The organism is Microbacterium sp. CFBP9023, assembly GCF_034045055.1.
In the GTDB taxonomy this organism is placed as follows: Bacteria; Actinomycetota; Actinomycetes; order Actinomycetales; family Microbacteriaceae; genus Microbacterium.
The window spans coordinates 261,986-284,082 of record NZ_JAXCWI010000001.1 but is presented as its reverse complement, the minus strand read 5'-3'; the positions used below and the strand labels follow the sequence as shown (position 1 = coordinate 284,082).

General features: G+C 68.0%; 18 protein-coding genes and 1 pseudogene. 5 read left to right on the top strand and 14 right to left on the bottom strand.

Translation table 11 applies throughout. The features are described 5' to 3' along the window. Positions 1–85 precede the first annotated feature (85 nt). From SOM10_RS01300 to truB, 5 genes are all read right to left on the bottom strand, one after another. Positions 86–2,230 (bottom strand): DEAD/DEAH box helicase, encoded by a 2,145-nt coding sequence (locus SOM10_RS01300; RefSeq protein WP_053095795.1) that lies wholly within the window; start codon positions 2,228–2,230, stop codon positions 86–88. A gap of 209 nt (positions 2,231–2,439) precedes the next feature. After that, on the bottom strand, positions 2,440–3,393 hold the full coding sequence (locus SOM10_RS01295) for a bifunctional riboflavin kinase/FAD synthetase (RefSeq protein WP_053095794.1): 954 nt from the start codon (positions 3,391–3,393) through the stop codon (positions 2,440–2,442). Continuing rightward, positions 3,390–3,836, bottom strand: a complete 447-nt coding sequence (locus SOM10_RS01290; RefSeq protein ID WP_261987734.1) for a hypothetical protein — start codon at positions 3,834–3,836, stop codon at positions 3,390–3,392. The genes SOM10_RS01295 and SOM10_RS01290 overlap by 4 nt, the downstream gene beginning before the upstream one ends. A gap of 53 nt (positions 3,837–3,889) precedes the next feature. Further along, positions 3,890–4,258, bottom strand: coding sequence for a hypothetical protein (locus tag SOM10_RS01285; RefSeq protein WP_320488041.1), 369 nt, complete (start codon positions 4,256–4,258; stop codon positions 3,890–3,892). Then, on the bottom strand, positions 4,255–5,148 hold the full coding sequence (truB, locus tag SOM10_RS01280) for a tRNA pseudouridine(55) synthase TruB (RefSeq protein WP_320488040.1): 894 nt from the start codon (positions 5,146–5,148) through the stop codon (positions 4,255–4,257). Before truB ends, SOM10_RS01285 begins: the two co-directional genes overlap by 4 nt. A gap of 104 nt (positions 5,149–5,252) precedes the next feature. Here truB and SOM10_RS01275 point away from each other — a divergent pair, with 104 nt between their 5' ends. After that, positions 5,253–6,152 (top strand): A/G-specific adenine glycosylase, encoded by a 900-nt coding sequence (locus SOM10_RS01275; protein WP_320488039.1) that lies wholly within the window; start codon positions 5,253–5,255, stop codon positions 6,150–6,152. A gap of 9 nt (positions 6,153–6,161) precedes the next feature. On the opposite strand, the gene SOM10_RS01270 is transcribed toward SOM10_RS01275, so the two are convergent. From SOM10_RS01270 to nusA, 5 genes are all read right to left on the bottom strand, one after another. Next, the gene (locus SOM10_RS01270) at positions 6,162–8,360 is read right to left on the bottom strand and encodes a helix-turn-helix transcriptional regulator (protein WP_320488038.1); all 2,199 of its coding nucleotides are present in this window, start codon (positions 8,358–8,360) and stop codon (positions 6,162–6,164) included. A 64-nt stretch (positions 8,361–8,424) separates the two neighbouring features. Then, positions 8,425–8,859, bottom strand: a complete 435-nt coding sequence (gene rbfA / locus SOM10_RS01265) for a 30S ribosome-binding factor RbfA (RefSeq protein ID WP_320488037.1) — start codon at positions 8,857–8,859, stop codon at positions 8,425–8,427. A gap of 71 nt (positions 8,860–8,930) precedes the next feature. Beyond that, positions 8,931–11,738, bottom strand: a complete 2,808-nt coding sequence (gene infB, locus SOM10_RS01260; RefSeq protein ID WP_187249504.1) for a translation initiation factor IF-2 — start codon at positions 11,736–11,738, stop codon at positions 8,931–8,933. Positions 11,739–11,833: 95 nt separating this feature from the next. Next, on the bottom strand, positions 11,834–12,088 hold the full coding sequence (locus SOM10_RS01255; protein WP_072591126.1) for a YlxR family protein: 255 nt from the start codon (positions 12,086–12,088) through the stop codon (positions 11,834–11,836). Between the two features lie 59 nt (positions 12,089–12,147). Beyond that, positions 12,148–13,131, bottom strand: a complete 984-nt coding sequence (gene nusA / locus SOM10_RS01250; protein WP_053095786.1) for a transcription termination factor NusA — start codon at positions 13,129–13,131, stop codon at positions 12,148–12,150. A gap of 167 nt (positions 13,132–13,298) precedes the next feature. On the opposite strand from nusA, the pseudogene SOM10_RS01240 reads away from it, so the two are divergent. After that, positions 13,299–14,617: pseudogene (locus SOM10_RS01240) on the top strand (flavin monoamine oxidase family protein). Here the strand turns inward: SOM10_RS01240 and SOM10_RS01235 are convergent. After that, positions 14,586–15,626 carry a TIGR00730 family Rossman fold protein gene (locus tag SOM10_RS01235; protein ID WP_053095785.1) on the bottom strand — a complete coding sequence of 347 codons (1,041 nt, stop codon included), beginning with the start codon at positions 15,624–15,626 and terminating at the stop codon, positions 14,586–14,588. The pseudogene SOM10_RS01240 and the gene SOM10_RS01235 overlap by 32 nt on opposite strands. Positions 15,627–15,750: 124 nt before the next feature. On the opposite strand from SOM10_RS01235, the gene SOM10_RS01230 reads away from it, so the two are divergent. Continuing rightward, a complete protein-coding gene (locus tag SOM10_RS01230; protein ID WP_053095784.1) occupies positions 15,751–16,254 on the top strand; it encodes a pyridoxamine 5'-phosphate oxidase family protein in 504 nt (167 codons plus the stop codon). A 66-nt stretch (positions 16,255–16,320) separates the two neighbouring features. Here SOM10_RS01230 and SOM10_RS01225 read toward each other — a convergent pair whose 3' ends face one another. Both SOM10_RS01225 and SOM10_RS01220 read right to left on the bottom strand, forming a co-directional pair. Further along, the gene (locus tag SOM10_RS01225; RefSeq protein WP_320488035.1) at positions 16,321–18,078 is read right to left on the bottom strand and encodes a proline--tRNA ligase; all 1,758 of its coding nucleotides are present in this window, start codon (positions 18,076–18,078) and stop codon (positions 16,321–16,323) included. 43 nt (positions 18,079–18,121) lie between these two features. After that, on the bottom strand, positions 18,122–18,892 hold the full coding sequence (locus SOM10_RS01220) for an isocitrate lyase/phosphoenolpyruvate mutase family protein (RefSeq protein WP_320488034.1): 771 nt from the start codon (positions 18,890–18,892) through the stop codon (positions 18,122–18,124). Positions 18,893–19,055: 163 nt separating this feature from the next. Between SOM10_RS01220 and SOM10_RS01215 the strand changes: the two genes are divergently transcribed. Together SOM10_RS01215 and SOM10_RS01210 are read left to right on the top strand one after the other, a co-directional pair. Then, on the top strand, positions 19,056–20,471 hold the full coding sequence (locus tag SOM10_RS01215; RefSeq protein ID WP_320488033.1) for an RNB domain-containing ribonuclease: 1,416 nt from the start codon (positions 19,056–19,058) through the stop codon (positions 20,469–20,471). Positions 20,472–20,511: 40 nt separating this feature from the next. Further along, the gene (locus SOM10_RS01210) at positions 20,512–21,204 is read left to right on the top strand and encodes a nucleotidyltransferase domain-containing protein (RefSeq protein WP_320488032.1); all 693 of its coding nucleotides are present in this window, start codon (positions 20,512–20,514) and stop codon (positions 21,202–21,204) included. A 7-nt stretch (positions 21,205–21,211) separates the two neighbouring features. On the opposite strand, the gene SOM10_RS01205 is transcribed toward SOM10_RS01210, so the two are convergent. Then, positions 21,212–22,078 (bottom strand): hypothetical protein, encoded by an 867-nt coding sequence (locus SOM10_RS01205; protein WP_320488031.1) that lies wholly within the window; start codon positions 22,076–22,078, stop codon positions 21,212–21,214. Positions 22,079–22,097 lie beyond the last annotated feature (19 nt).

Genomic DNA, 22,097 nt, shown 5'->3' with positions numbered 1-22,097 from the left:
AAATGCGCGATACGTCCGCCCGACATGAGAAATCGGCGCCAAGAAACAGAGTTCTTAACGCCGATCTCTGTCGACTCGAGAAGGCTCAGACGACGCCGAGCGTCTCCCGCAGAAGATGCATGAGAGCGCCCAGCTGCACAGGCTCGGCCGCCGCCTCGTCGAGGGCCTCGCCGTCCAGCGCACGGGCCGCGAGGCCCTGCTTCTGATCGATGAGCTCCGCGATCTTGGCGTCGATCGTGTGCGCGGCGATGATCCGCCACGCCGTCACCGGCTCGTCCTGACCGATACGGTGCACGCGGTCGATCGCCTGAGTCTGCTCCGCGGCCGTCCAGGACAGTTCCGCCAGGACCACGTTGGATGCGGCCTGCAGGTTCAGGCCGACACCGGCAGCGGTCAGCGAACACACCGCGATGCCGACCTCGGGGTCGCTGTTGAAGTCGTCGATCGACTGCTGCCGCACGGTCGAGGTCTGGTCGCCGCGGATCGAGACCGAACGGATGCCGGCCGACGCGAAGTGCGCCTCCGCCTGGTCCATCACGTCGATGTGCTTCGCGAAGAACACGACCTTGCCCACCGATCGCTGCAGCTGGGCCGCGTAGTCGGCTGCCAGGTGCGCCTTCGCCTGTCCGATGCGCCGCACCATCGTGAAGACGTTGTCTCCCCCGGTGCCAGCGGCCTTCGACTCCTCGAGCTCGTTCTGGGCGACCAGACGCACGATGTCGTCGTCGATCTCGCCGGGTGCCAGTCCGCGATCCCCTCGCGCCTCGATGATCCGCCGGTAGCGGGCGGCGAGCCGCTCGCCCAACTCTCGCTCGGCCTGACGGATGCCGCGGCCGAACTCGTCGTCCAGCTGCACGGGAAGGTCGGCGATGAGCTTGTCGGGAAGGTCGGCGGCGACGTCCTTCTTCTTGCGCCGCACGATACCCATCGAGATCACGGCTTCGCGAGCCTCGGGGTAGAACGCCTTGTCTGCGGGGGTGAAGCCGGTCGCGTCGAGCTTCTCCATCAACTCCGGCCCGGGCTTCTCACCCGTCGTCCACCCGAGGAAGCGCCAGATCGCGTCGAAGTCCTCGACGTCGTTGATCAGTGGGGTTCCCGTGAGCGCGAGCATCAGCGGGTTGCCGCCGGGGGTGCGCTCACGAACGCGATTCGCGAGCGACAGCACGTTCTGCGACCGCTGGGAGCTGAGATTCTTGATGAAGTGGGCCTCGTCGACGACCATGCCCCGGAGGCCGATGGATGCGAGCCACGACATGTGGCGATCGAGGATCTCGTAGTTCACGATGAACACATCCGCGAAGGCGTCGATGTCATCGCCATCGCCCTGGATCACCGTGGCCCTGCGCTGAGGGGTCCAGCGCTCGACCTCTCGCGCCCAGTTCATCTTGACCACGTTGGGCACGACCACGAGCAGCGGGTAGGCCCCGGCCACGGACGCCGCGAGCACCGACTGCGCCGTCTTGCCCAGACCGGGCTCGTCGGCGAGGAGGAAGCTCCTGTGCCCCTCTCGCACCGCTTCGAGGAAGCGGGACTGATGCACCATGACCTCGAGGCCCTTGGGCGAGAGGTGGTCGTACTCGGGCGCCGGAGGCAGGTCCATACTGGCTGCTCCTCCCCCGGCTCCGGTCTCGAAAGCCTTGTAGAGCGGGCCCATGAGCTCCCAGCCGTCGAGACGTCGACGCGGAGTCGTGGTGGCGCGCGGGGTGAGATCGGGCGCGAGGAACGGGTTCGCCAGCTGACGCGCCTCGACAGAGGGCGGGGTCACCTGGCGCTCAGCGATCGCGGCGGACACCACGGGTGCCTGAACGGGCGCGATGTCGGCGATGATCAGCTCTTCGGGAGCCAGTTCGGCTCCCGACTCGAGCAGCCAGTCGCGTCGCATGCGCTTCGCGACCGGTGAGGTCGCCTGATCGGCTTCGAGAAGCTGGATCAGGGACGTGTCGCGCGCCGCCGTCTTCGCCAGGATCGTGGCGACGCCGTCGAGTCGCTTGAGAAGCTCTGCGCGGGCGGCATCGGCGATGTCGGCATCCGCCTTGACCCTGGCGCGCTCTTCACGCACCAGGAAGGCGATGACCTGGAACTTGACCCGGTTGGTGGGTCCGAGCTTTCCTCGCTGCGACTTCGCCTCGATCTCACGCACCTTGCGGGCGAGGATCGGGATGAGGGGTGCCTCATCGTCGCGACGGGACGTCTTCTTGCGCCGTGTTGCGGCGGTTGCCGTGGTCGGCATGCTCCTCCTGAGCGTGAAGGCCGGAACACCCTGAGGATGCATCGGCCGTTCTCGGTGTCCGCGTGTGGCGTGAGCCAGGACCGTACGAACAGTATTTCCGGCGGTCGTCGACGAGCGAAGGACGCGCGAGGATCAGGGACCACCGAGGCCCATTCTATGCCATGCAGCCTGAGCCACGCAGATCAGGACACGCAGAGTTCAGGGCGAGTTCAGCGGGCGTCGCGCGACAGGACGGTCTCGGCATCGGTCACGTCGGCGGCCATCTGGGATTTCAGCTTCTCGATCCCCTCGAACGCGACCATTCCGCGCAGACGCTCGACGAACTCGACGGTGACGTCGTGACCGTACAGATCGAGATCGGTCTCTCCGATCACGTGCGCCTCGACCTGGCGTTCGAGCACGTCGTCGAAGGTGGGGTTGGTGCCGACCGAGATGGCAGCCCGGTGGCGGAGGCCGGTCTCGTGGTCTACGAGCCAGCCCGCGTAGACTCCGTCGGCCGGCACGAACGAGTCGACGGACGCCGAGAGGTTCGCCGTGGGGAAGCCGAGCTCGCGTCCGCGCTTGAGTCCGTGCACCACCTCCCCGCGCACGTCCACGTTGCGGTCGAGCACACGCGCGGCGGCGGTGACATCTCCGGCCATCAGCAGTTCCCTGATCCAGGTGGACGAGACCCGACGGTCGGAGCCGTCGAGGAAGACGTCGTCGACGACCTCTACGGTGAAGCCGTATTTCGGTCCGAGCTGTCGGAGGAGATCGGGGTTGCCCGCTCCGCCGCGGCCGAACCGGAAGTCTTCACCCACGAGAACGGTGGACACGTGCAGGGCACTGGTCAGGATGCCGGCGACGAAGTCCTCCGCGCTGCGCGCTGCGAGCTCCTCGTCGAACGTCAGAAGCAGCGTGGCGTCGAGCTCGAGCTCGCTCAGCAGCTCGATCTTCCGCTCGACCGTGACCACGTTCTCCGGGCAGCGGTCGGGCCGCAGCACGGCGAGCGGATTGCGGTCGAACGTGACGGCCACGGCGCGGATCCCTGACTCGGCAGCGATCTCCTTGAGGCGCCCGATCACCGCTCTGTGCCCCGCGTGGACGCCGTCGAACTTGCCGATCGCCACGGCGGAGGGACCGAAACCGGGGGGAACCTCGCTCGGGTCTCGGAAGACGATCATGCGCTCGCCTCGACACGGAGAGCGGACGCGACCGCACGGGCCGGCCTATGCGTGCGCAGCCACCAGATGCCGAAGATCGGCAGCACGAGCGGGATGAACAGATACCCGCGCCCGAACATCGACCAGACCGTGTCGTGCGGAAAAAGCTCGGGGAAGAAGATGCTGAGCGAGCCGACCACGAGGACGCCGGCGAGCTCGAAGACGATCGCCACCCAGGCCACCGCGTACCAGCCGCGTCGATTCGCGAGAACGAGTGCCAACGTCGCCAGGATGTACACGACGGCAGCGAGCGCCGAGAGCGCATACGCGAGAGGGGCTTCACCGAACTGGCGGAAGATCTGCACGAAGCTTCGCCCGGTCGCCGCCAACGCCATCACGGCGTAGACGATCACGAGGACACGACCGATGCCGGTCATGCGGGAGGTGGGAACGGTGGTGCTCATAGCGTCCTCCATTCTAGATCCGGGCGGGAAGCCCCGGATGCCTCGCCGACCGGTCAGGCCACCTGGATGGTCCAGATCACGTGCATGCGCCAGATCATGATCGCGACGGCCAGCGCCGCCACCCCGAGGATCACCGTGCTCCAACGGCTCCTCTCCATCAGCGCCCACAGCACGGCGCCGATGGGGAGCAGCACCGCGGAGACGAGATAGACCCAGTACTCGAGCAGGTCGCCCGTCGGCGGGTTCCCCACCAGCGGCGCCACGATGGCGACGATCACCTGCACGATGAGGAGCAGCTCGACGAGCGCGAGCGCACCGACGGAGTAGTCGCTCGGACGTCGTCCGGCCAGGCCGAGTGACACGCAGAACAGTCCGGCCAGGGTCGCGACCGCCACCTGGGCGATCGTCAGCCAGAGGATCATCGAGCCGCCTCCGGCATGTTCATGGCGCTCTTGAGATCGGCACCGCGCCTCTCGACGACGCCGACCAGGACGCCGTCCTCGTCGATCGCAGCCGCGAGGGAGCCGGTCAGCCGATCCGCCTGGCCGACCAGCCGCTTGCCGTGACGCAGATCTCTCGCTTCCTCTGCCGACACCGGCATCACATCCAGGACCCTCGCGGCCGCAGCGGCCGGAGTCAGCAGCGCTGTCTCGACGACGCCGTCGACCGTCACGGCATCCGCGACGTCGAAGTCGCCGACTCGCGAGCGCCGAAGGGCCGTGAGATGCCCGCCGACCCCGAGCGCTGCCCCCAGATCACGGGCGAGGGAACGGATGTACGTGCCGGAGGAGCAGTCGACGACGACATCGAGATCCAGGAACCCGTCACCGGAACGCTCCGCCAGAACCTCGAACCGCGACACTGTGACGTCACGAGCTGCCAACACGACCTCTTCGCCGGCCCGCACACGGTCGTACGCACGACGTCCGTCGACCTTGATCGCGGACACCGAGCTCGGGACCTGAGAGATCGCGCCGGTGAGCGCGTCGATCGCCGCCGCGACCCGATCAGGGGTGACCGAGTCCCAGGACCCCGCCGTGGCTCGGGTCAGGATCTCGCCGTCCGCATCGTCCGTGCCCGTCGTCTGTCCCAGTCGGATCGTCGCCTCGTAGGTCTTGTCCGCTCCGACGATGTAGGTGAGCAGTCGCGTCGCGCCCTCGACGCCGATCACGAGCAGACCCGTGGCCATGGGGTCGAGGGTTCCGGCATGCCCGACCTTGCGAGTGCCGAGCGCACGTCGAGTGCGTGCGACGACGTCATGGCTGGTCAGTCCAGCTGGTTTGTCGACGAGGAGGATGCCGGGCGAGACCATCTCTCAAGCCTACGGTGCGCTCGAACTGCCCTCTGCCCGTCGCGACCCATGTCGACGCCGTCCGCCGCTCTTCAGGGGGATCGGTGTTCGCCTAGGCTGACGAGGTGCCTTCGACTTCGCATCCACCCGCCGAGGTGTCCGAGCCTCTCGCGGACTGGTACCGGGGTGCCGCACGCGACCTGCCGTGGCGGCGCACGGAATTCCGCGAGGATTTCGGCGCGTGGGGAACGCTGGTCAGCGAGTTCATGCTGCAGCAGACGCCCGTGAACCGAGTGATACCGCACCTCGAGGCGTGGCTCGCCCGGTGGCCGACGCCCGCGGCCATGGCCGCCGCTTCACCCGCCGAGGTCGTGCAGCAGTGGGCCAACCTCGGCTACCCGCGCCGCGCACTCTGGCTGCATCGCGCGGCCATCGAGATCTCTGAGCGACACGGCGGCGTCGTCCCCAACGACATCGATGCCCTCCTCAAGCTCTCGGGCATCGGCGACTACACGGCCAGGGCTGTCGCTGTCTTCGCCTACGGCGACCGGCACCCCGTCGTCGACACGAACACTCGACGTGTGATGGCGCGCGCCATCCTCGGCCGAGCACAGCCGGGACCGCCCTCGCGTCGCGACCTGGCGCTGATGGACTCGCTGCTGCCCGCCGATGTCGCAGAGTCCGCCGTGTTCAATGCGGCCGCGATGGAGCTGGGCGCGACGGTGTGCACGGCACGCTCGCCGCGCTGCGACGTCTGCCCGCTGAGCGACACATGCGCGTGGCTGGCCGCAGGGCGACCCGAGACCGGTGACACCCGCAGACGCCAAGCCGCCTTCGAGGGTTCTGACCGCCAGGCACGAGGAGCCGTGCTCCGGGTGCTGCGAACCGCCGCGCCCACCCCGGTGCTGATCGACTCCGTGCTGGCCGACTGGCCCGATCCGCTTCAGCGCGACCGTGCGATCGACTCGCTCATCGCCGACGGCCTCGCCGAGGCCGATGGCGAACTGCTGTCGCTTCCCCGCTGAGTCCGCCCGTCAGACGAACTGCCCGATGCGGTGAGCGAGCACCGTGAGCTCGACTCGGGTCCTCACCTCGAGCTTCACGAAGACCCGACCGAGGTGCACCTCCACGGTGCGCACCGAAACGTGGAGCGCATCCGCGATGTCGCGGTTAGAAGCTCCGCCGACCGCCAGCATCGCCACCTCGAACTCTCGAGCGGTGAGCATCGACTCCCACACTCGCCGGCACGAGGAGAGCGGGTCACCGCTGGCGGCAGCTCCGTCGGAGGCCTCCACCTGCTCCAGACGCACCGAGACCGCTCTCGCCCATGCCGTCGCACCGGAGACCTCGAGCAGGTTCCGTGCCATCGAGAGGTGCTCCCGTCCGAGACCCACGTCTCCCTTGATCAGCGACCTCGTGCCGATCATCGCCTCGACCCGTCCGCGCGAGAAAGGCGAGGTCAAGGTCCGTGCGGCGGCGACCACGACCGGCCGCGCAAGGCGCCACTCGTCGTCCGAGCAGCTGGTGATCTGCACGCGCAGCCGTTGCGCCAGAGCGATCTCGGGCGGTTCGATCCGCTGCGGGCTCCATGATCCGCCATGCGTGACCACGATCGCCTCCTCCAGCCCCGGCACCGACAGGGTCGGCTGAGGAGCGCCGCGATCCCTCCAGAGCCGCATGCACGCCGCGGCTTCGGCCGAGTGTCCCGACAGGAATGATTCGATCCCCCTGTCCACCAGCTGATCGATGCGCAGAGGGGCCGGGAGGGCGGCGGTGAGAGCCTTGGCGAACGGCCCCAGATGTCCGAGAACCGCGAGATCGAGGCGTCGTGCGATCACGACGCCGAGCCCGGCGAAAGGCAGCGCCACAGGCAGCTCGACGGCCGCACGAAGCATCCGGTCGCGCGCGGCGCCGATGTCTCCACGCCACATCAGGAGCAGCACCTCGGCGACCGCGCGGTACGCCGCGACGAGTGGACTCAGCTCGAAGCCGGCCACGAACGGGTCGACCTCGACGCCGACCGGCGAGTCACCTGCGGCGAGCAGGCTCAGCCCCCGGTCGACGTCCCCGTCGACCGCCGCTTGCAGAGCCCTCAACAGGCCGCCGGTGAGGGGCCCGGCCCCGCGAACGTCGTCCTTCTCGCGGTCGCCGATGACGAGCCAGGCCAGTGCGACGACCGGATCTCGGAGTTCGCGATCGGCTTCGACGCGCGCGCTCGCGTGACGGAGAGCGTCGAGCCACGAGCGCATCGTGCGACGGTCACCGCGTTCGGCGCACAACATCGCCGCAAAGGCAGCAGCTCGCGCCCAGGAGTACCAGTGCTCCGCGTCATCGCGATCCGGCCGGATCACGCTCATGTCGACCTCGGGAACTGAGCCGCGCAGATGCGTCTCGGCGACGAGCAGCCCGCCGAGTCCCTGGAGCCGATAGAGCTCGTCGCCACCGGGGAAGAGACTTCCGAGCCGTCGCGCCGCCTCGACCGCGTGCCCGGCCGCGATGGCGGCGACACCGGCGACGAGGTTCGCCTCGTCCTGCTCGACCCCGCTCGAGTGGGCGGCGGCTTCTGCAGCGAGGTGGAAGGCGCGCTCGCTGAGTCCCGCCTCCGAATGCTCCCTGGCTATCCGTGTGAGCTCCCCGGCAGTCACCGGTTCGCCGTGCATCGCAGCTCGAGCGCTGTGCCAGTCGGCGTCCACCTGCTCGCCGCGTTCGTCGAAGAGTCGGTGGAGTCGCAGGTGCACTGCAGCAGCCGCGGAGGAGGGCGTCGTCGCTCGCAACCAGATCGCCAAGCGGAGGTCGGACAGACGGACGCGACCGGCGTGGATGTCGAGGAGCGCTCCGAGAGGGCCCGTGGTGAGCTCCGCGGCAGAACGACCGGCGAAATCGACCAGCGGATCCAGCCTGTCGTCGAGGCGCATCGACACCGCGATGAGCACCTCACGGTCGCTGTCGTCCAGCTCCAGCTGGGCGAAAAGCGTCTCGACCGATGACACCATCGGCAACGGTGAGGGGAGCGCCCTGAGCCCCTGCCGTTGAGCCGCGTCAAGACGAGCTGCGACGGCCAGGATCGTGGGAGGGTCCTCCGACAGCTCGGCCGCGAGTCGCGCCGCGACATGCGGCGCGCAGCTCAGGTCGTGCTCGAGGAGTTCCTCGAGAATCGTCTCGACAGCTGCCGGTGCGACCGAAGCTGTCCTCTGCGCACGCGAAACGTCGATGCTGAACTCCCCAGTCCCCACGGGCGACCGCCCGTTAGGCCGAGGTTACCAAGACTGCTCACACCCTCAGACGAGGGCGCGATATTCAGGCCTGCGTGTCGTCGTCGTCCTGGCGCAGGTACGGGTCTGCGTCACCGGCGTGCGAGGCGGAGGAGGCGAGCTTCGCCACGTCGGCATCGCGCTGCTGCGCCTCGCGAAGAAGCGCCGAGATGTGATCGGCGTTCTCGGGCAGCGCGTCGGGGATGAACTCGAGCGTCGGAACCAGGCGGGTGCTCAGCTGCTTCCCGACCTCGCTGCGGAGCATGCCGGTCGCGGAGGTCAGCGCCGCACCGCTGGAGAGGCGCTCCTCCTCGGTGCCCAGCACCGTGTAGAACACGGAGGCGTGCTGCAGGTCTCCGCTCACGCGGACGTCGGTGATGGTCACGAATCCGAGTCGCGGGTCGCGCAGACCCTTCTCCAGTCGCTCTGCGAGGATCACACGAATGCGATCGGCCAGACGTGCCTGTCGTTCACCAGCCATTGTTCTCTCCCTCTACGTACCCTTCGGGCGAGGGTGCATGACGCACCCTCGCCCGAAGATATCGAACTCGATCAGCTGCGAGGCTTCTCGACCAGCTCAGTGGTCTCGATCTCGTCGCCGATCTGGATGTCGTTGAACTTGCCGAGGCCGATACCGGCCTCGTAGTCCGTGCGAACCTCGGTGACGTCGTCCTTGAACCGACGCAGCGACTCGATGGCGAGGCCATCGGCGATCACCACACCGTCGCGGATGACGCGAGCCTTGGCGTTTCGCGTGATCGTTCCCGAGCGCACGATGACACCGGCGATGTTGCCGAACTTCGAGGAGCGGAACACCTCGCGGATCTCGGCGACACCCGACTGGACCTCTTCGTACTCCGGCTTGAGCATGCCCTTGAGCGAGCTCTCGATCTCGTCGATCGCGTTGTAGATCACCGAGTAGAACCGGATGTCCACGCCTTCACGCTGTGCACGCTCGCGCGCCTTCGTGTCGGGACGGACGTTGAAGCCCACGATGATCGCGTTGTCGATCGTCGCGAGGTTGACGTCGGACTCCGTGATCGCACCGACACCGCGGTGGATGATGCGGAGCTGCACCGAGTCGTCGACCTCGATCTTGAGAAGCGACTCCTCGAGCGCCTCGACGGCACCGGAGACGTCACCCTTGATGATGAGGTTGAGCGACTCGACCTTGCCCTCTTCGAGAGCACGGGTGAAGTCCTCGAGCGAGATGCGCTTGCGGGCCTTCGCCAGCTGCGCGTTGCGCTCGACAGCTTCACGCTTCTCGGCGATCTGACGGGCCATGCGGTCTTCCTCAGTGACGATGAAGACGTCGCCGGCACGCGGCACGGAGTTCAGACCCTGCACCTGCACGGGACGCGACGGGTAGGCCTCGAGGACCTGCTCGCCGTTCTCATCCGCCATCGCACGCACGCGGCCGTACGCCGTTCCGGCGACGATCGCGTCACCGACGCGCAGCGTTCCGGACTGGATGAGCACCGTGGCGACCGAACCGCGACCCTTGTCGAGCTTCGCCTCGATGGCGACACCGCGAGCGGCCTTGTTCGGGTTGGCGGTCAGGTCGAGGCCTGCATCGGCAGTGAGCAGCACCGCGTCCAGGAGCTCCTGGATTCCGGTGTTCGCACGGGCCGAGACGTCGACGAACATGACGTCTCCGCCATACTCCTCTGCGACCAGGCCGTACTCGGTGAGCTGCTGGCGCACCTTGGCCGGGTTGGCGTCGGGCTTGTCGACCTTGTTCACCGCGACCACGATCGGCACGTTCGCCGCCTGGGCGTGGTTGAGCGCCTCGACCGTCTGCGGCATGATGCCGTCGTCGGCCGCGACCACGAGGATCGCGAGGTCGGTGACCTGCGCTCCACGAGCACGCATGGCCGTGAAGGCCTCGTGACCCGGGGTGTCGATGAAGGTGATGGCACGCTCGATGCCCTCGTGCTCCGTCCACACCTGGTACGCACCGATGTGCTGGGTGATGCCGCCGGCTTCACCCTCGATGACGTTGGTCTGACGGATGGCGTCGAGAAGGCGCGTCTTACCGTGGTCGACGTGGCCCATGACGGTGACCACCGGAGGACGGATCTCGAGGTCGTCCTCGCTCTCCTCCTCGAGCTCCTGCTCGAGGTTGAGACCGAAGCCCTCGAGGAGCTCCTTGTCCTCGTCCTCGGGCGAGACCATCTGGATCTTGTATCCGAGCTCCGCACCCAGGACCTCGAACGTCGCCTCATCCAGCGACTCGGTGGCCGTGGCCATCTCGCCGAGGTTGAAGAGGATCGTCACGAGGGTTCCGGGCTGGACCGTGTAGCCGGTCAGCGTCTCGATCTTGTCGGCGAAGTCCGAGATCGACGCGCCGCGGCGCATACGGATGATCTCCCCGTTACCGCGGGTGACGTTGACGCCACCGACGACCGGGGCGCTCCGCATCTCGAATTCCTGCCGCTTCGCCCGCCGCGACTTGCGCTGCTTGCTCTTGCCGCCGCCCTTGCCGAAGGCACCTGCGGTACCTCCACCGGGACCACGACCGCGACCTCCACCGCCACCGGGACGACCTGCGAAGCCTCCACCGGGACGAGCGCCGGGACCTGCACCGGGTCCACCGGCACCGCCGGGACGACCGGGTCCACCCGGACGCTGCTGGAACGGTGCGCCACCGGGACGACCGCCCTGACCGCCGCGCGGGGCGCCGGGACGGGGGGAACCGGGACGAGGTGCACCCGGACGCGGCGCGCCGGGACGCGGAGCCTGCGGACGCGGGATGTTGCCCGGCGTCGGGCGCTGGCCCATCCCCTGCGCGGACGCGAAGGGGTTGTTGCCGGGTCGCGGTCCGTTGGGCCGCTGACCCATGCCCTGAGCGGACGAGAACGGGTTGTTGCCCGGGCGCGGGGCGCCGGGCTTGGGTGCGCCGCCATCAGCGGGCTTGGAAGCTGCGCTGTCTGCGGACTGGGGAGCTGCCGGCGTGGCGGCAGCCGGAGCGGCGGCCTCGGCCGGAGCTTCGGGTGCCGGAGCGGCAGCAGGCGCCTCGGGCGCGGGCGCGGGCTTGGGCCCGGGCTTGGGTCCGGGTGTCGGTGCACCGGCACCGGGCTTGGCGGCACCGGGCTTGGCGGCACCGGGCTTGGCAGCACCGGGCTTGGCTGCACCGGGTTTGGCGGCACCGGGCTTCGCTGCGGCGGGAGCCGCGTCCGCGGAGCCCTTCAGCGAGGCGTCCGACTCGATGGCAGCGCGAAGCTTGCGCGCCACCGGCGGTTCGATGGTCGAAGAGGGGCTCTTGACGAACTCTCCGAGTTCCTTGAGCTTTGCAAGTGCGATCTTGCTGTCGACGCCGAGTTCGGCGGCGATCTCGTGTACGCGTGGTTTACCAGCCACAATTCTCCTGTCTGGGGTCGGTCCACCCAGACAGGGCAGACCACTAGTCGCGGACGGGTCTCATTTCGAGCCGTTCACTTTGTTTCCATAGCCGTTCAGCCTTTGTTTCTTGGTGGGTGCTGTTCGATGATCCGCGTGTCCAGATCGCTGGAGACGCGCAGTGCTCTTCCGAAAGCCCGGCGCCGCAGAGCGGCATCCACGCATTCCGGTGTCGGATGAACCCACGCGCCTCGCCCTGGCAGAACGGCGCGCTCATCGAGGATGAGGATGTCGTTCTGGGACACCACTCTGAGAAGAGCGGCGCGGGGAGCACGCGTGCGACAGCCGACGCACGTTCGTACGGGTTCCATCTTACACCTGTGTTCCCGTCCGACTCGCGCGGCTGGCGCGAGTCGGACGTGGCGAGCGGTCAGTCCAGGACGCTGTCCGGCTGGATGTCGATCTTCGCTCCGGTGAGCTTGGCAGCCAGACGGGCGTTCTGCCCCTCCTTGCCGATCGCGAGCGAGAGCTGATAGTCGGGCACGAGTGCACGCACGGCCCTGGTGTTCGCGTCGAGGATGAACGAGCTCGTGACCTTGGCGGGAGAGAGGGCGTTCGCGACGAACGCGGCGAGCTCCGGGTCGTGATCGACGATGTCGATCTTCTCGCCGGCCAGCTCCTCGGTGACGGCACGAACGCGTCGGCCCATCTCGCCGATGCAGGCGCCCTTCGCGTTGATCGCCGGGTCGTTCGCACGGACGGCGATCTTGGTGCGGTGGCCGGCCTCACGAGCCAGCGAGACGATCTCCACGAGACCTGCGGCGATCTCGGGCACCTCGAGCGCGAACAGCTTGCGGACGAGACCGGGGTGCGTGCGCGAGACGGTGATCTGCGGTCCCTTGAGACCCTTCGCGACGCTGGTCACGTAGACGCGGAGGCGCGACCCGTGGGTGTACTCCTCGCCCGGCACCTGCTCCTCCGGAGGAAGGATCGCCTCGACGGCTCCGAGATCGACGTGGATCATGCGGGGATTCGGTCCCTGCTGGATCACGCCGGCGACGATGTCGCCTTCCTTGTCCTTGAAGTCTCCCAGCACGACATCATCCGCGATGTCCCGCAGGCGCTGGCTGATGACCTGCTTGGCGGCGAAGGCCGCGATACGTCCGAAGTCATTCGGCGTCGCGTCCTCTTCGCCGATGATCGCGCCCTCTTCGTCCTTGACGACCTGCAGCACGGCGACGTGCCCGGTGCGACGATCGAGTTCGACGCGGACCCCCTCGGGGGTGGCGCCGTCGTCCGAGACGTGCTTGGAGTAGGCGGTCAGGATGGCCTGTTCGATGATCGAGACCAGCTCATCGAAGGGGATCGCCTTCTCCTTCTCGATCCCACGCAGCAGACTCAGTTCGATATCCATGACGACTCCCTATTCAGCTCTCGTCGCGCGGGTGTTCACGCGCGACATCCGTACCACGATACCCTGTGCCCACCGCCCGATGCCACGGAGGCGGCCGCACCGACGCGGTGCCGAGCGCGCAGGAGGACTCAGTGACGACGTACGACACCATCGTGATCGGGGCAGGGATGTCGGGTGTGACGGCGGCCCGCATGCTCGACGACGCCGGAGCCGACGTCATCGTCCTCGAGGCGAGGGATCGCGTCGGGGGCAGGATGCACACCGACCGCGCTGCGGGTTTTCCCGTCGATCGCGGTGCGTCGTGGTCCACGGCATCGACGACTCCCCGCTGTGGGATCTCGTGCAGGCGCTCGGCATCCCCACCCTCGAGTACACCGTCGGCAGCTTCCAGGCCGGAGGCAGGCCGATCGAGAACTTCGACGGGGAGGGCAGGGCGATGGATCCTGCGAGCACTTCTCAGTGGGTCGCCGATGTCGAGCAAGCAGATCGACTGTTGGCAGAGGAGATCACCCGGTCCTCCCCCGGCGACACCTATCTGGATGTCACGGAGCGCGCGCTCGACCGCTCGGGCTTCGAGCCGGAGCGCATCGATGAGGTCCGCGAGTTCTTCCGTCACCGCGTCGAGGAGCAGTGCGGTGCATGGGTCGGGGACCTCGACGCGCACGGGCTCGACGAGGATGCGATCGACGGCGACGAGGTCATCTTCCCGCGCGGCTACGATGAGCTCCCGCGTCGGATCGCCGCCGGTCTCGACATCCGACTCGGTCACGTCGTCACCCGCATCGAGCGGACCGACCGGGGCGTCACCGTGTCGACCCGGAACGGAGAGTTCTCGGCCCGCAACGCGCTGGTGACCGTGCCGCTCGGCGTGCTCAAGGCGGAGTCGATCGAGTTCGCCCCTCCGCTGCCCGACGCTGTCGGCGGACCGATCGCGCGACTGGGCATGGGAGTGTTCAACAAGGTGTTCATCCAGTTCCCGGAACGCTTCTGGCGCGAGGACAGCTACGTTCTCCGGGCGCTCGGCGAGGCCGGTGAGCACTGGCACTCCTGGTACGACGTCTCGGCGGTCAGCGGGATCCCGACGTTGCTGACCTTCGCCGCCGGCCCGTTCGGCCGCCGGATGCAGGATCTGTCGGATGAGGAGGTCGTCGCGGACGTCGTGAGCGCCCTGCGGTTCCTCTACCCGGATGCCGTCGGCGACCCCACCGCGCACTGGATCACCCGATGGGGACAGGACGAGTTCTCGAACGGGTCGTACTCGCATCTCGCGGTCGGCTCGTCACACCACGACCACGACGAGCTCGCGGGGCCGGTCGACGCAGTGCTGCACTTCGCCGGTGAGGCGACATGGGGCGACGAGCCGGCGACCGTGGGGGCCGCGTACTACTCGGGGCACCGCGCCGCTGAGCGCATTCTCGGTCGGTCGATCGACCTGGCGGACTTCGCCGCAGGCATCACAGCGCGGGAGCAGACTCCAGTGAGTTGATCGCGCCGATCAGACGGAACAGGTTGCCGACCTGTCGCTGGTCGAGATGCAGGGAGAGACGAGGAAGGTGCAGCAGATCGTCGTCTGCGACCTCCGGCGACCGCGGAGCTGTCCGTTCGATCCGTCCGCTCGCCAGCATCCCGGCGAACCGGTCGTTGAGATCCTCGAGCTCTTCGTCCGTCGGCTCTCCACGCAGTCTCAGCACGAGCGAGTCCCCGACCCAGCGCAGCGAGTCGTAGTTGCGCCAGAACCCGGCGATCACGGCGGCTGCCGACTCGACGGAGTCGGTGATGACCACGCGATCGAAGTCACCCTCGGAGATCACCCCTGTCGGCGCCAGGTCCTCGTCGATGAATCGCTTGAGGCCGTTCCAGAACGTGCCTCCCGGCTCGTCGAGCAGCACGATCGGCGTCGGCTCGGCCTTTCCGGTCTGCTGGAGGGTCAGCAGCTCGAACATCTCGTCGAGGGTGCCGAATCCGCCAGGGAGACAGATGAAGCCGCTGGACTCCTTGATGAGCATGAGTTTGCGGGTGAAGAAGTACTTCATCGCCACCACATGCTCGCTCGCCGCGATCAGGCTGTTGGCCTTCTCCTCGAACGGCAGCCTGATCGACACGCCGAGCGAGAGCGCGGGGCCGGCACCTTCAGCGGCAGCCTGCATGATTCCCGGTCCTGCTCCGGTCACCACCATCCATCCGTCCGCTGCGAGAGCAGCCGCGACATCACGCGCCTGGACGTAGAGCGGATCGTCGTGGAGGGTACGCGCCGAGCCGAACACCGTGACCTTCGGCACCCCTTCGAACGGTGCGAACAAGCGGAAGGCGTCCCGCATCTCGGCGAGGGCGGCGGAGGCGATCTTGAGATCGAGGCGGTTCGTGCCGTCCTCCCCCAGCAGGACCGCTGTGCGCATCATGCGCATCACGAGTCTGCGATCGGTCTTGACCCCTGCTTCGTCGAGGACGTTGTTGATCTCGGCGCTCAGCGACGCCGTCAGCGGTTCGTCGGTCATGCCCTCAGCCTGTCATGGGAGCACGTCGGGCGGGCCGCCGCAACGCCGCCCTCCGCCCTCACCACGCTCACGCCCCCGTGTCAACGCCCGTGCCAAGTCAGGTCTCCTGCGGGACAGTGGCTGCATGACAGAGATCACTGGACCGGAAGCACTGGCACGCGTCACCGAACTCGTCGAGGACATCGACTTCACGATGCTGACGACCACCGACGACGACGGCAACCTCGTGAGCAGGCCGATGTCGACCCGGCAGATGGACGACGCCGGCGACATCTGGTTCTTCACCGCCGAAGACACCGAGAAGGTCGAGGAGGCGCGCGCCCATCGACAGGTCGGCCTCTCGTACTGCGACGCGAAGGGCATGCGATACGTGTCGGTGGCCGGCAACGCGTCCGTGGTGCACGACCGCGCGAAGATGGAAGAGCTCTATTCGCCCTCGCTCGACATCTGGTTCGAGGACGGGCTGGACACTCCCGGCATCGCACTTCTCAAGGTGACGCCGACGGTGACCGAGTTCTGGGAGCCCTCCAAGGGCAAGATCGCGATGGCGGCCGGCGCGCTCAAGGCCCTCGTGACCAAGGACACGCCCGATGACGACATCATGAACCACGGCCGGATCGTCTGCTGACGTCCGCTCCGAACGACAGAATGCCGCGCACCCGGTGAGGTGCGCGGCATTTCTCTGTCGTCGAGGTCAGCGCCGGGTCAGCTGATCGACGGCGTCGGCGACGGACACCGCGCTGCGATCCCCCGTGCGCCGGTCCCACAGCTCGACCTGACCGTCCGCGGCCCCTCGGCCGACGATGACGATCTGCGGAACGCCGACGAGCTCGGCGTCTCCGAACTTGACTCCGGGCGAGACCTTCGGGCGGTCGTCGTAGAGCACGTCGAGACCGGCGGACTCGAGCTGAGCGGAGAGCTCAGCTGCCACGTCGAAGGCCACCTGGTCACGACCAGCAGCCACGACCTGCACATCGAAGGGCGCGACCGATGCCGGCCAGATGAGACCCTTCTCGTCGTTGTTCAACTCGGCGATGATCGCCAGGATGCGTGTCACGCCGATGCCGTACGACCCCATCGTGACCGTGACGAGCTTGCCGTTCTCGTTGAGCACCTTGAGTCCGAGCGCGTCCGCGTACTTGCGACCCAGCTGGAACACGTGACCGATCTCCATTCCGCGCGCGAGCTCGACCGGACCGGAGCCGTCAGGAGCCGGATCGCCCGCGCGGACGTCGGCGATCTCGACGATGCCGTCGGCGAAGAAGTCACGTCCGGCGACAACCGAATGCGCGTGCTTCTCGTCGAGGTTCGCACCGGTGATCCAGCTCGTGCCCTCGCTCACACGGGGGTCGACCAGGTAGCGGATGCCGGTAGCCGATTCCTCGCCGAGCACAGCTCCCGTGGGCGACCAGGGGCCGATGTAGCCCTTGACGAGCAGCGGATTCTTCTCGAAGTCGTCTGCCGTGGCGGTCTCGACCTCGGCGGGCGCGAACGCGACCTCGGCCCGCTTCTCGTCGACCTCGCGGTCGCCGGGGATGCCGACGACGACGAGTTCACGGGTGCCGTCGAGGTGCGTGAGCGCGAGCACGACGTTCTTGAGCGTGTCCGCAGCCGTGTAGTCGCCGTCGAGGTGCACGTTCGAGTGCGCGACGAGAGTCTCGATCGTGGGCGTGTTCGGCGAGTCGAAGATCACCGGTGCCGCATCCGCGTCGAACGCGATGGCGTCGGGAACGGCGGTCGTGAATGCCTCCACATTGGCGGCGTATCCGCCGGCGCTGCGGACGAACGTGTCCTCGCCGACGGGAGTCGGGTGCAGGAATTCCTCGCTCCGCGAACCGCCCATCGCTCCGGCATCCGCCTGGACGATGACGTACTCGAGACCCAGGCGCTGGAAGATGCGCTCGTAGGCATCGCGCTGAGCCTGGTAGCTGAGACCGAGACCCTCATCGGAGGAATCGAACGAATAGGCGTCCTTCATCGTGAACTCACGTCCGCGAAGCAGTCCTGCCCGCGGACGCGCCTCATCGCGGTACTTGTCCTGGATCTGGTAGAGCGTGAGGGGAAGATCCTTGTACGACGAGTACAGGTCCTTCACGAGCAGCGTGAAGGCCTCTTCGTGCGTCGGGGCGAGCAGGTAGTCGCCGCCCTTGCGGTCCTGGAGACGGAACAGCAGGTCGCCGTACTCGTCCCAGCGTCCGGTCGCCTCATACGACTCGCGGGGCATGAGAGCCGGGAAGTGCACCTCCTGTGCGCCTGCCGCGGCCATCTCCTCGCGGACGACGGTCTCGATCTTGGCCTTCACGCGGAGACCCAGCGGGAGCCACGCGAAGATACCGGCAGCCTGCGGCCGGATGTACCCGGCGCGGATCAGCAGCTTGTGGCTCGCGACCTCTGCGCCTGCAGGGTCTTCACGGAGCGTGCGGAGGAAGAATTTCGAAAGACGAGTGACCACCGGGCAAGTCTACTGACCGGTGGTCGCTCGTTTTCGCGATGCGTCAGTTGAGCGCGGGCAGGCCGTTCGGGATCACGCCGCCCGCGTAGAGGCTTGCCGCAAGATCCTGGACCGCGGTCAGGGCGACCCGCTGAGGGAGCGGGCCATAGGAGATGCGGGCCACACCGAGCTTCTCGTACTCCGAGGCGGCGAGGGTGCCGGGGAGCCCGATGACGCTGAGCTTGCCCTCGCCGAGCCCCTCCACGAGCTGACGCGTGATGTTGGCGTCGAGCATGCCCGGAACGAAGACAGCCGTGGCGCCGGCGTCGAGGAACGCCCGGCCGCGCTGCATCGCATCGGCGATGCTCTCGGCGACAGGACGGTGGCCGGCGCGCACGAAAGCGTCGGTACGAGCGTTCAGAGCGAACGGAACACCCTCGGCCTCGGCGGCCTTGACGATGGCCTCGACGGCCGCGACCGACTCGTCGAACGGCTTCAGACGGTCTTCGACGTTGGCACCCACCACGCCGGCGCCGATCGCGAGTCGCGTGGTCTCTCCTGCGTCGCCGTATCCGTCGTCGAGGTCGGCGGTCACCGGAACGGAGACGGATGCGGCGATGCGGCCGACCATGTCGATCATGATGTCGCGGGTGATGGTGCCGTCCTCGAAGCCGAACGAGGCGGCGATGCCGTGTCCGGCCGTCGCGATCGCCTTCGTCTCGGGAAGCTTCGCGACGGCGCGGGCGGACACGACGTCCCACACGTTCACGACGCGGAGGATCTCCGGAGCTTTGTAGAGTCCGATCAGGGTCTGGGCTTTCGCAGCAGTGGTCATGTCCCCACGCTAACGCCCAGTATTCCGGTCAGGGCCGGACGGACACGCGAATCTCAGGTTCCGGGTGGTGCGCATCGCTGCGGCTGACGGCTCGGCCACTCGGCTCCCGCGGTGCTGCCCCGACGGCACCGGCTCGCGAAAGCGAAGGATCTAGTGTGGGGTCATGCCTCAGCGCCGATCCCACGTTGCTCCGTCAGCCGCGCAGACCGAGCTCGCCGTCGCGCTCGCCACCCTGCGGGAATCTCTGGGCGCCCCCACGGATTTCCCTGCGGCGGTCCTGGCGGAGGCTGCAGCCGCGGACGCTGCGACCCCAGAGCTCGATCTGCGCGACATCCCGTTCGCCACCCTGGATCCGCTCGGGTCGCGCGACCTCGACCAGGCCTTCCACCTCGAGCGCCGGGGATCCGGCTACACCGTCCGCTACGCGATCGCCGATGTACCCGCTTTCGTGCGACCGGGCGGCGCTGTCGACGCGGAAGCCCGCCGGCGAGGTCAGACCCTGTATGCAGCGGACGGCACGATCCCGTTGCATCCGAAGGTGTTGAGCGAGGATCGTGCGTCGCTGCTGGCCGATGTGGATCGCCCCGCGCTCGTCTGGACCTTCGCGTTGGATTCCGCGGGAGTCGTCGAGGAGTTCCGGCTCGAGCGAGCGCTGATCCGCTCGCGCGCCCAGCTCGACTACGCCAGCACGCAGGCGGCACTCGATCAGGGCGAGGCGGGTCCCGCCGAGCTCCTGCCGGAGATCGGCGCGCTCCGCATCGCGCAGGAGAAGCTGCGGGGCGGTGCGAGCCTGAACCTGCCGGACGAAGAGGTCGTGCGGCGCGTCGACGGAACCTTCGCCATCGAACGCCGGCATCCGCTTCCTGTCGAGGAATGGAATGCTCAGCTGTCGCTCATGACGGGCATGGCAGCCGCGTCGCTCATGATCGACGCAGGCATCGGGATCCTGCGGACGATGCCCCAGCCCGACGAGAAATCGTTCGAGGCGTTCCGCCACCAGACCGAGGCCCTCGGCCGGCCGTGGACGACCGGCAGGTATGGTGACTACCTCCGCGAGCTGGACCGCGAAGACCCCATGACCCTCCCGATCCTCGAAGCTGCGGCGTCCCTGGTCCGCGGAGCGGGGTACGTGACCTTCGACGGCCCGGTGCCGCCCGACACGGAACAGGCGGCGATCGCCGCCCCCTACGCTCATGCCACCGCACCATTGCGGCGTCTCGTCGACCGCTGGTCGCTCACTGTCTGCCTCGCCGCATCCGAGGGTCGCGAGGTTCCGGGCTGGGTGCGCGAGTCCCTCGCCGAGCTTCCTGCACTGATGCAGGAGTCCGGCCAGCGTGCCTCCCGACTCGATTCCGCGACGATCAACTGCGTCGAGGCTGCGCTGATGACACCGCTGGTCGGCGCATCCGTCGACGCGACCGTCATCGAGATGCGCGGTGAGCGCGCGACCGTCCAGATCGCCGATCCCGCCGTGACGGCCTCCGCCCCTGTGCCGCCCGACACCGTCCCCGGCGCGATCGTGCGCCTCCGTGTCGAGCGGGTGGACGTCACCCGAGGTGAGATCGAGTTCGCCGTCTGACTCTCTCGGAACACACGCGGAGGGACGTTACGCTGGCGGCGTGGACCACCTCGCCATCGCTGAACGATTCGTCGTCGCTCACTATCCCGAGGCAGACGTCGCGGTAGTTGCGGGGAGCACCGCGCGCGGAGAGCGGACACCGTCGAGTGACATCGATCTGCTGCTTCTCGGCGACCGCCTCTTCGCGGTCGAGGAGCAGACGAGTGAGGCCTCGACGCACGAGTTCGAGGGCGAGATCTTCGAGGTCTTCGCATACACCCCGGCGGGATTCGACGAGTGGGCCGACCGCGGCGTCGCACAGCATCGACCGGTGACGGTGCACATGCTCGTCGAAGGCATCGCGATCCGAGACGACGGTCGCCTCTCCGCGCTGCGCGCTCGATGGCGGAGCGTGCTCGACGACGGCCCCTCCCTGAGCGCGAAGGAGTCCGCCTTTCGCCGATACGTCATCACCGATGTGCTCGACGATCTCAGGGATGCGACGGATGCGCTGGAGCAGCAGGTCGAGGCCGCCATCCTGTTCGAGAGGATGGCGGAGCTCATGCTGTTGAGCGAAGGACGCTGGACGGCGACGGGCAAGTGGCTTCCGCGACGGCTTCGGAGCCTCAGTCGCGAGCGTGCCGACCTCCTGAGCACCCCTCTGCTCGCGCGGGACTACGCCGCCTTCGCCGCCCGGGTCGAGGACGAGCTCATCCGCGCGGGCGGCCGGGTGCAGAGCGGCTTCGTGCGCTGAGCGGGGCTCAGGATGCGGGCACGGCCCGCGTCGTCATGACCAGCAGCTGCGGATCGGTCAGGTCGAGTGTCACTGAGATCGAGACGAACTCGGCGAGGGACGCCACGTGCGTGCCGCCGCAGAGGATCTCGGCCGTACCCTCCGGCAGCTCGCAGTGCCAAGTACGGCGGTCCACGATCGTCGAGCCTTCGGTCACCACCCTGCTCGATGCGCCGGAGGCCACCCATTCCGCCAGCTGAGCGTTGATCGCCGCCTCGCGCTCAGCGAGCGTCGTCGCGAAGGTCTCCGTGTCGAAGCCTGCCCGGCGCAGGCTCTTTCCCAGTCGGTATTCGTCCACAGCACCGTCGACGTGGATGCGGCTGGACTGATTGGCCTTCCCCTCGAAGTTCGGGTTGCCCAGAGCATCCTCGCCCGGATCCTTCCGCCAGAGGTCGGCGAGAGCCAGGTCGAGCGCCAACGACGCGAGGTGGCAGGCAGTATGTCCGCGGCTGAGACCGGCCCGCCGTGACGAATCGACCGACAGCTCGACACGTGCGCCCTCGACCAGCCAGGACGGGGACTCCCCCTCCAGCGGATGACCGACGAGCCATGTCCATCCCGCGGCGCCGCGCTTCACCGGGATGTCGGATGCTACGGCGAACTCGCCCTCGTCGGAGACCGCTGCCATCACAGCCTCGGAGACGCGGACACTCGAACCGTCCTGCGCGATCTCGCCGCCGTCTCCCGGCTGATCGGGCCAGGTGTGGTCGACGGGGTGGAAGGGCGTCGCGTCGACGACGACGACGACACCTGCGGGAGTCGACTCGACCCGTGCGACGGTGCTCGAACCCGAGACGTCGCCACCGGCGAAGGACACGACAGTTGACGAGGGCATGGAGCTCCTTGAGGTGTGC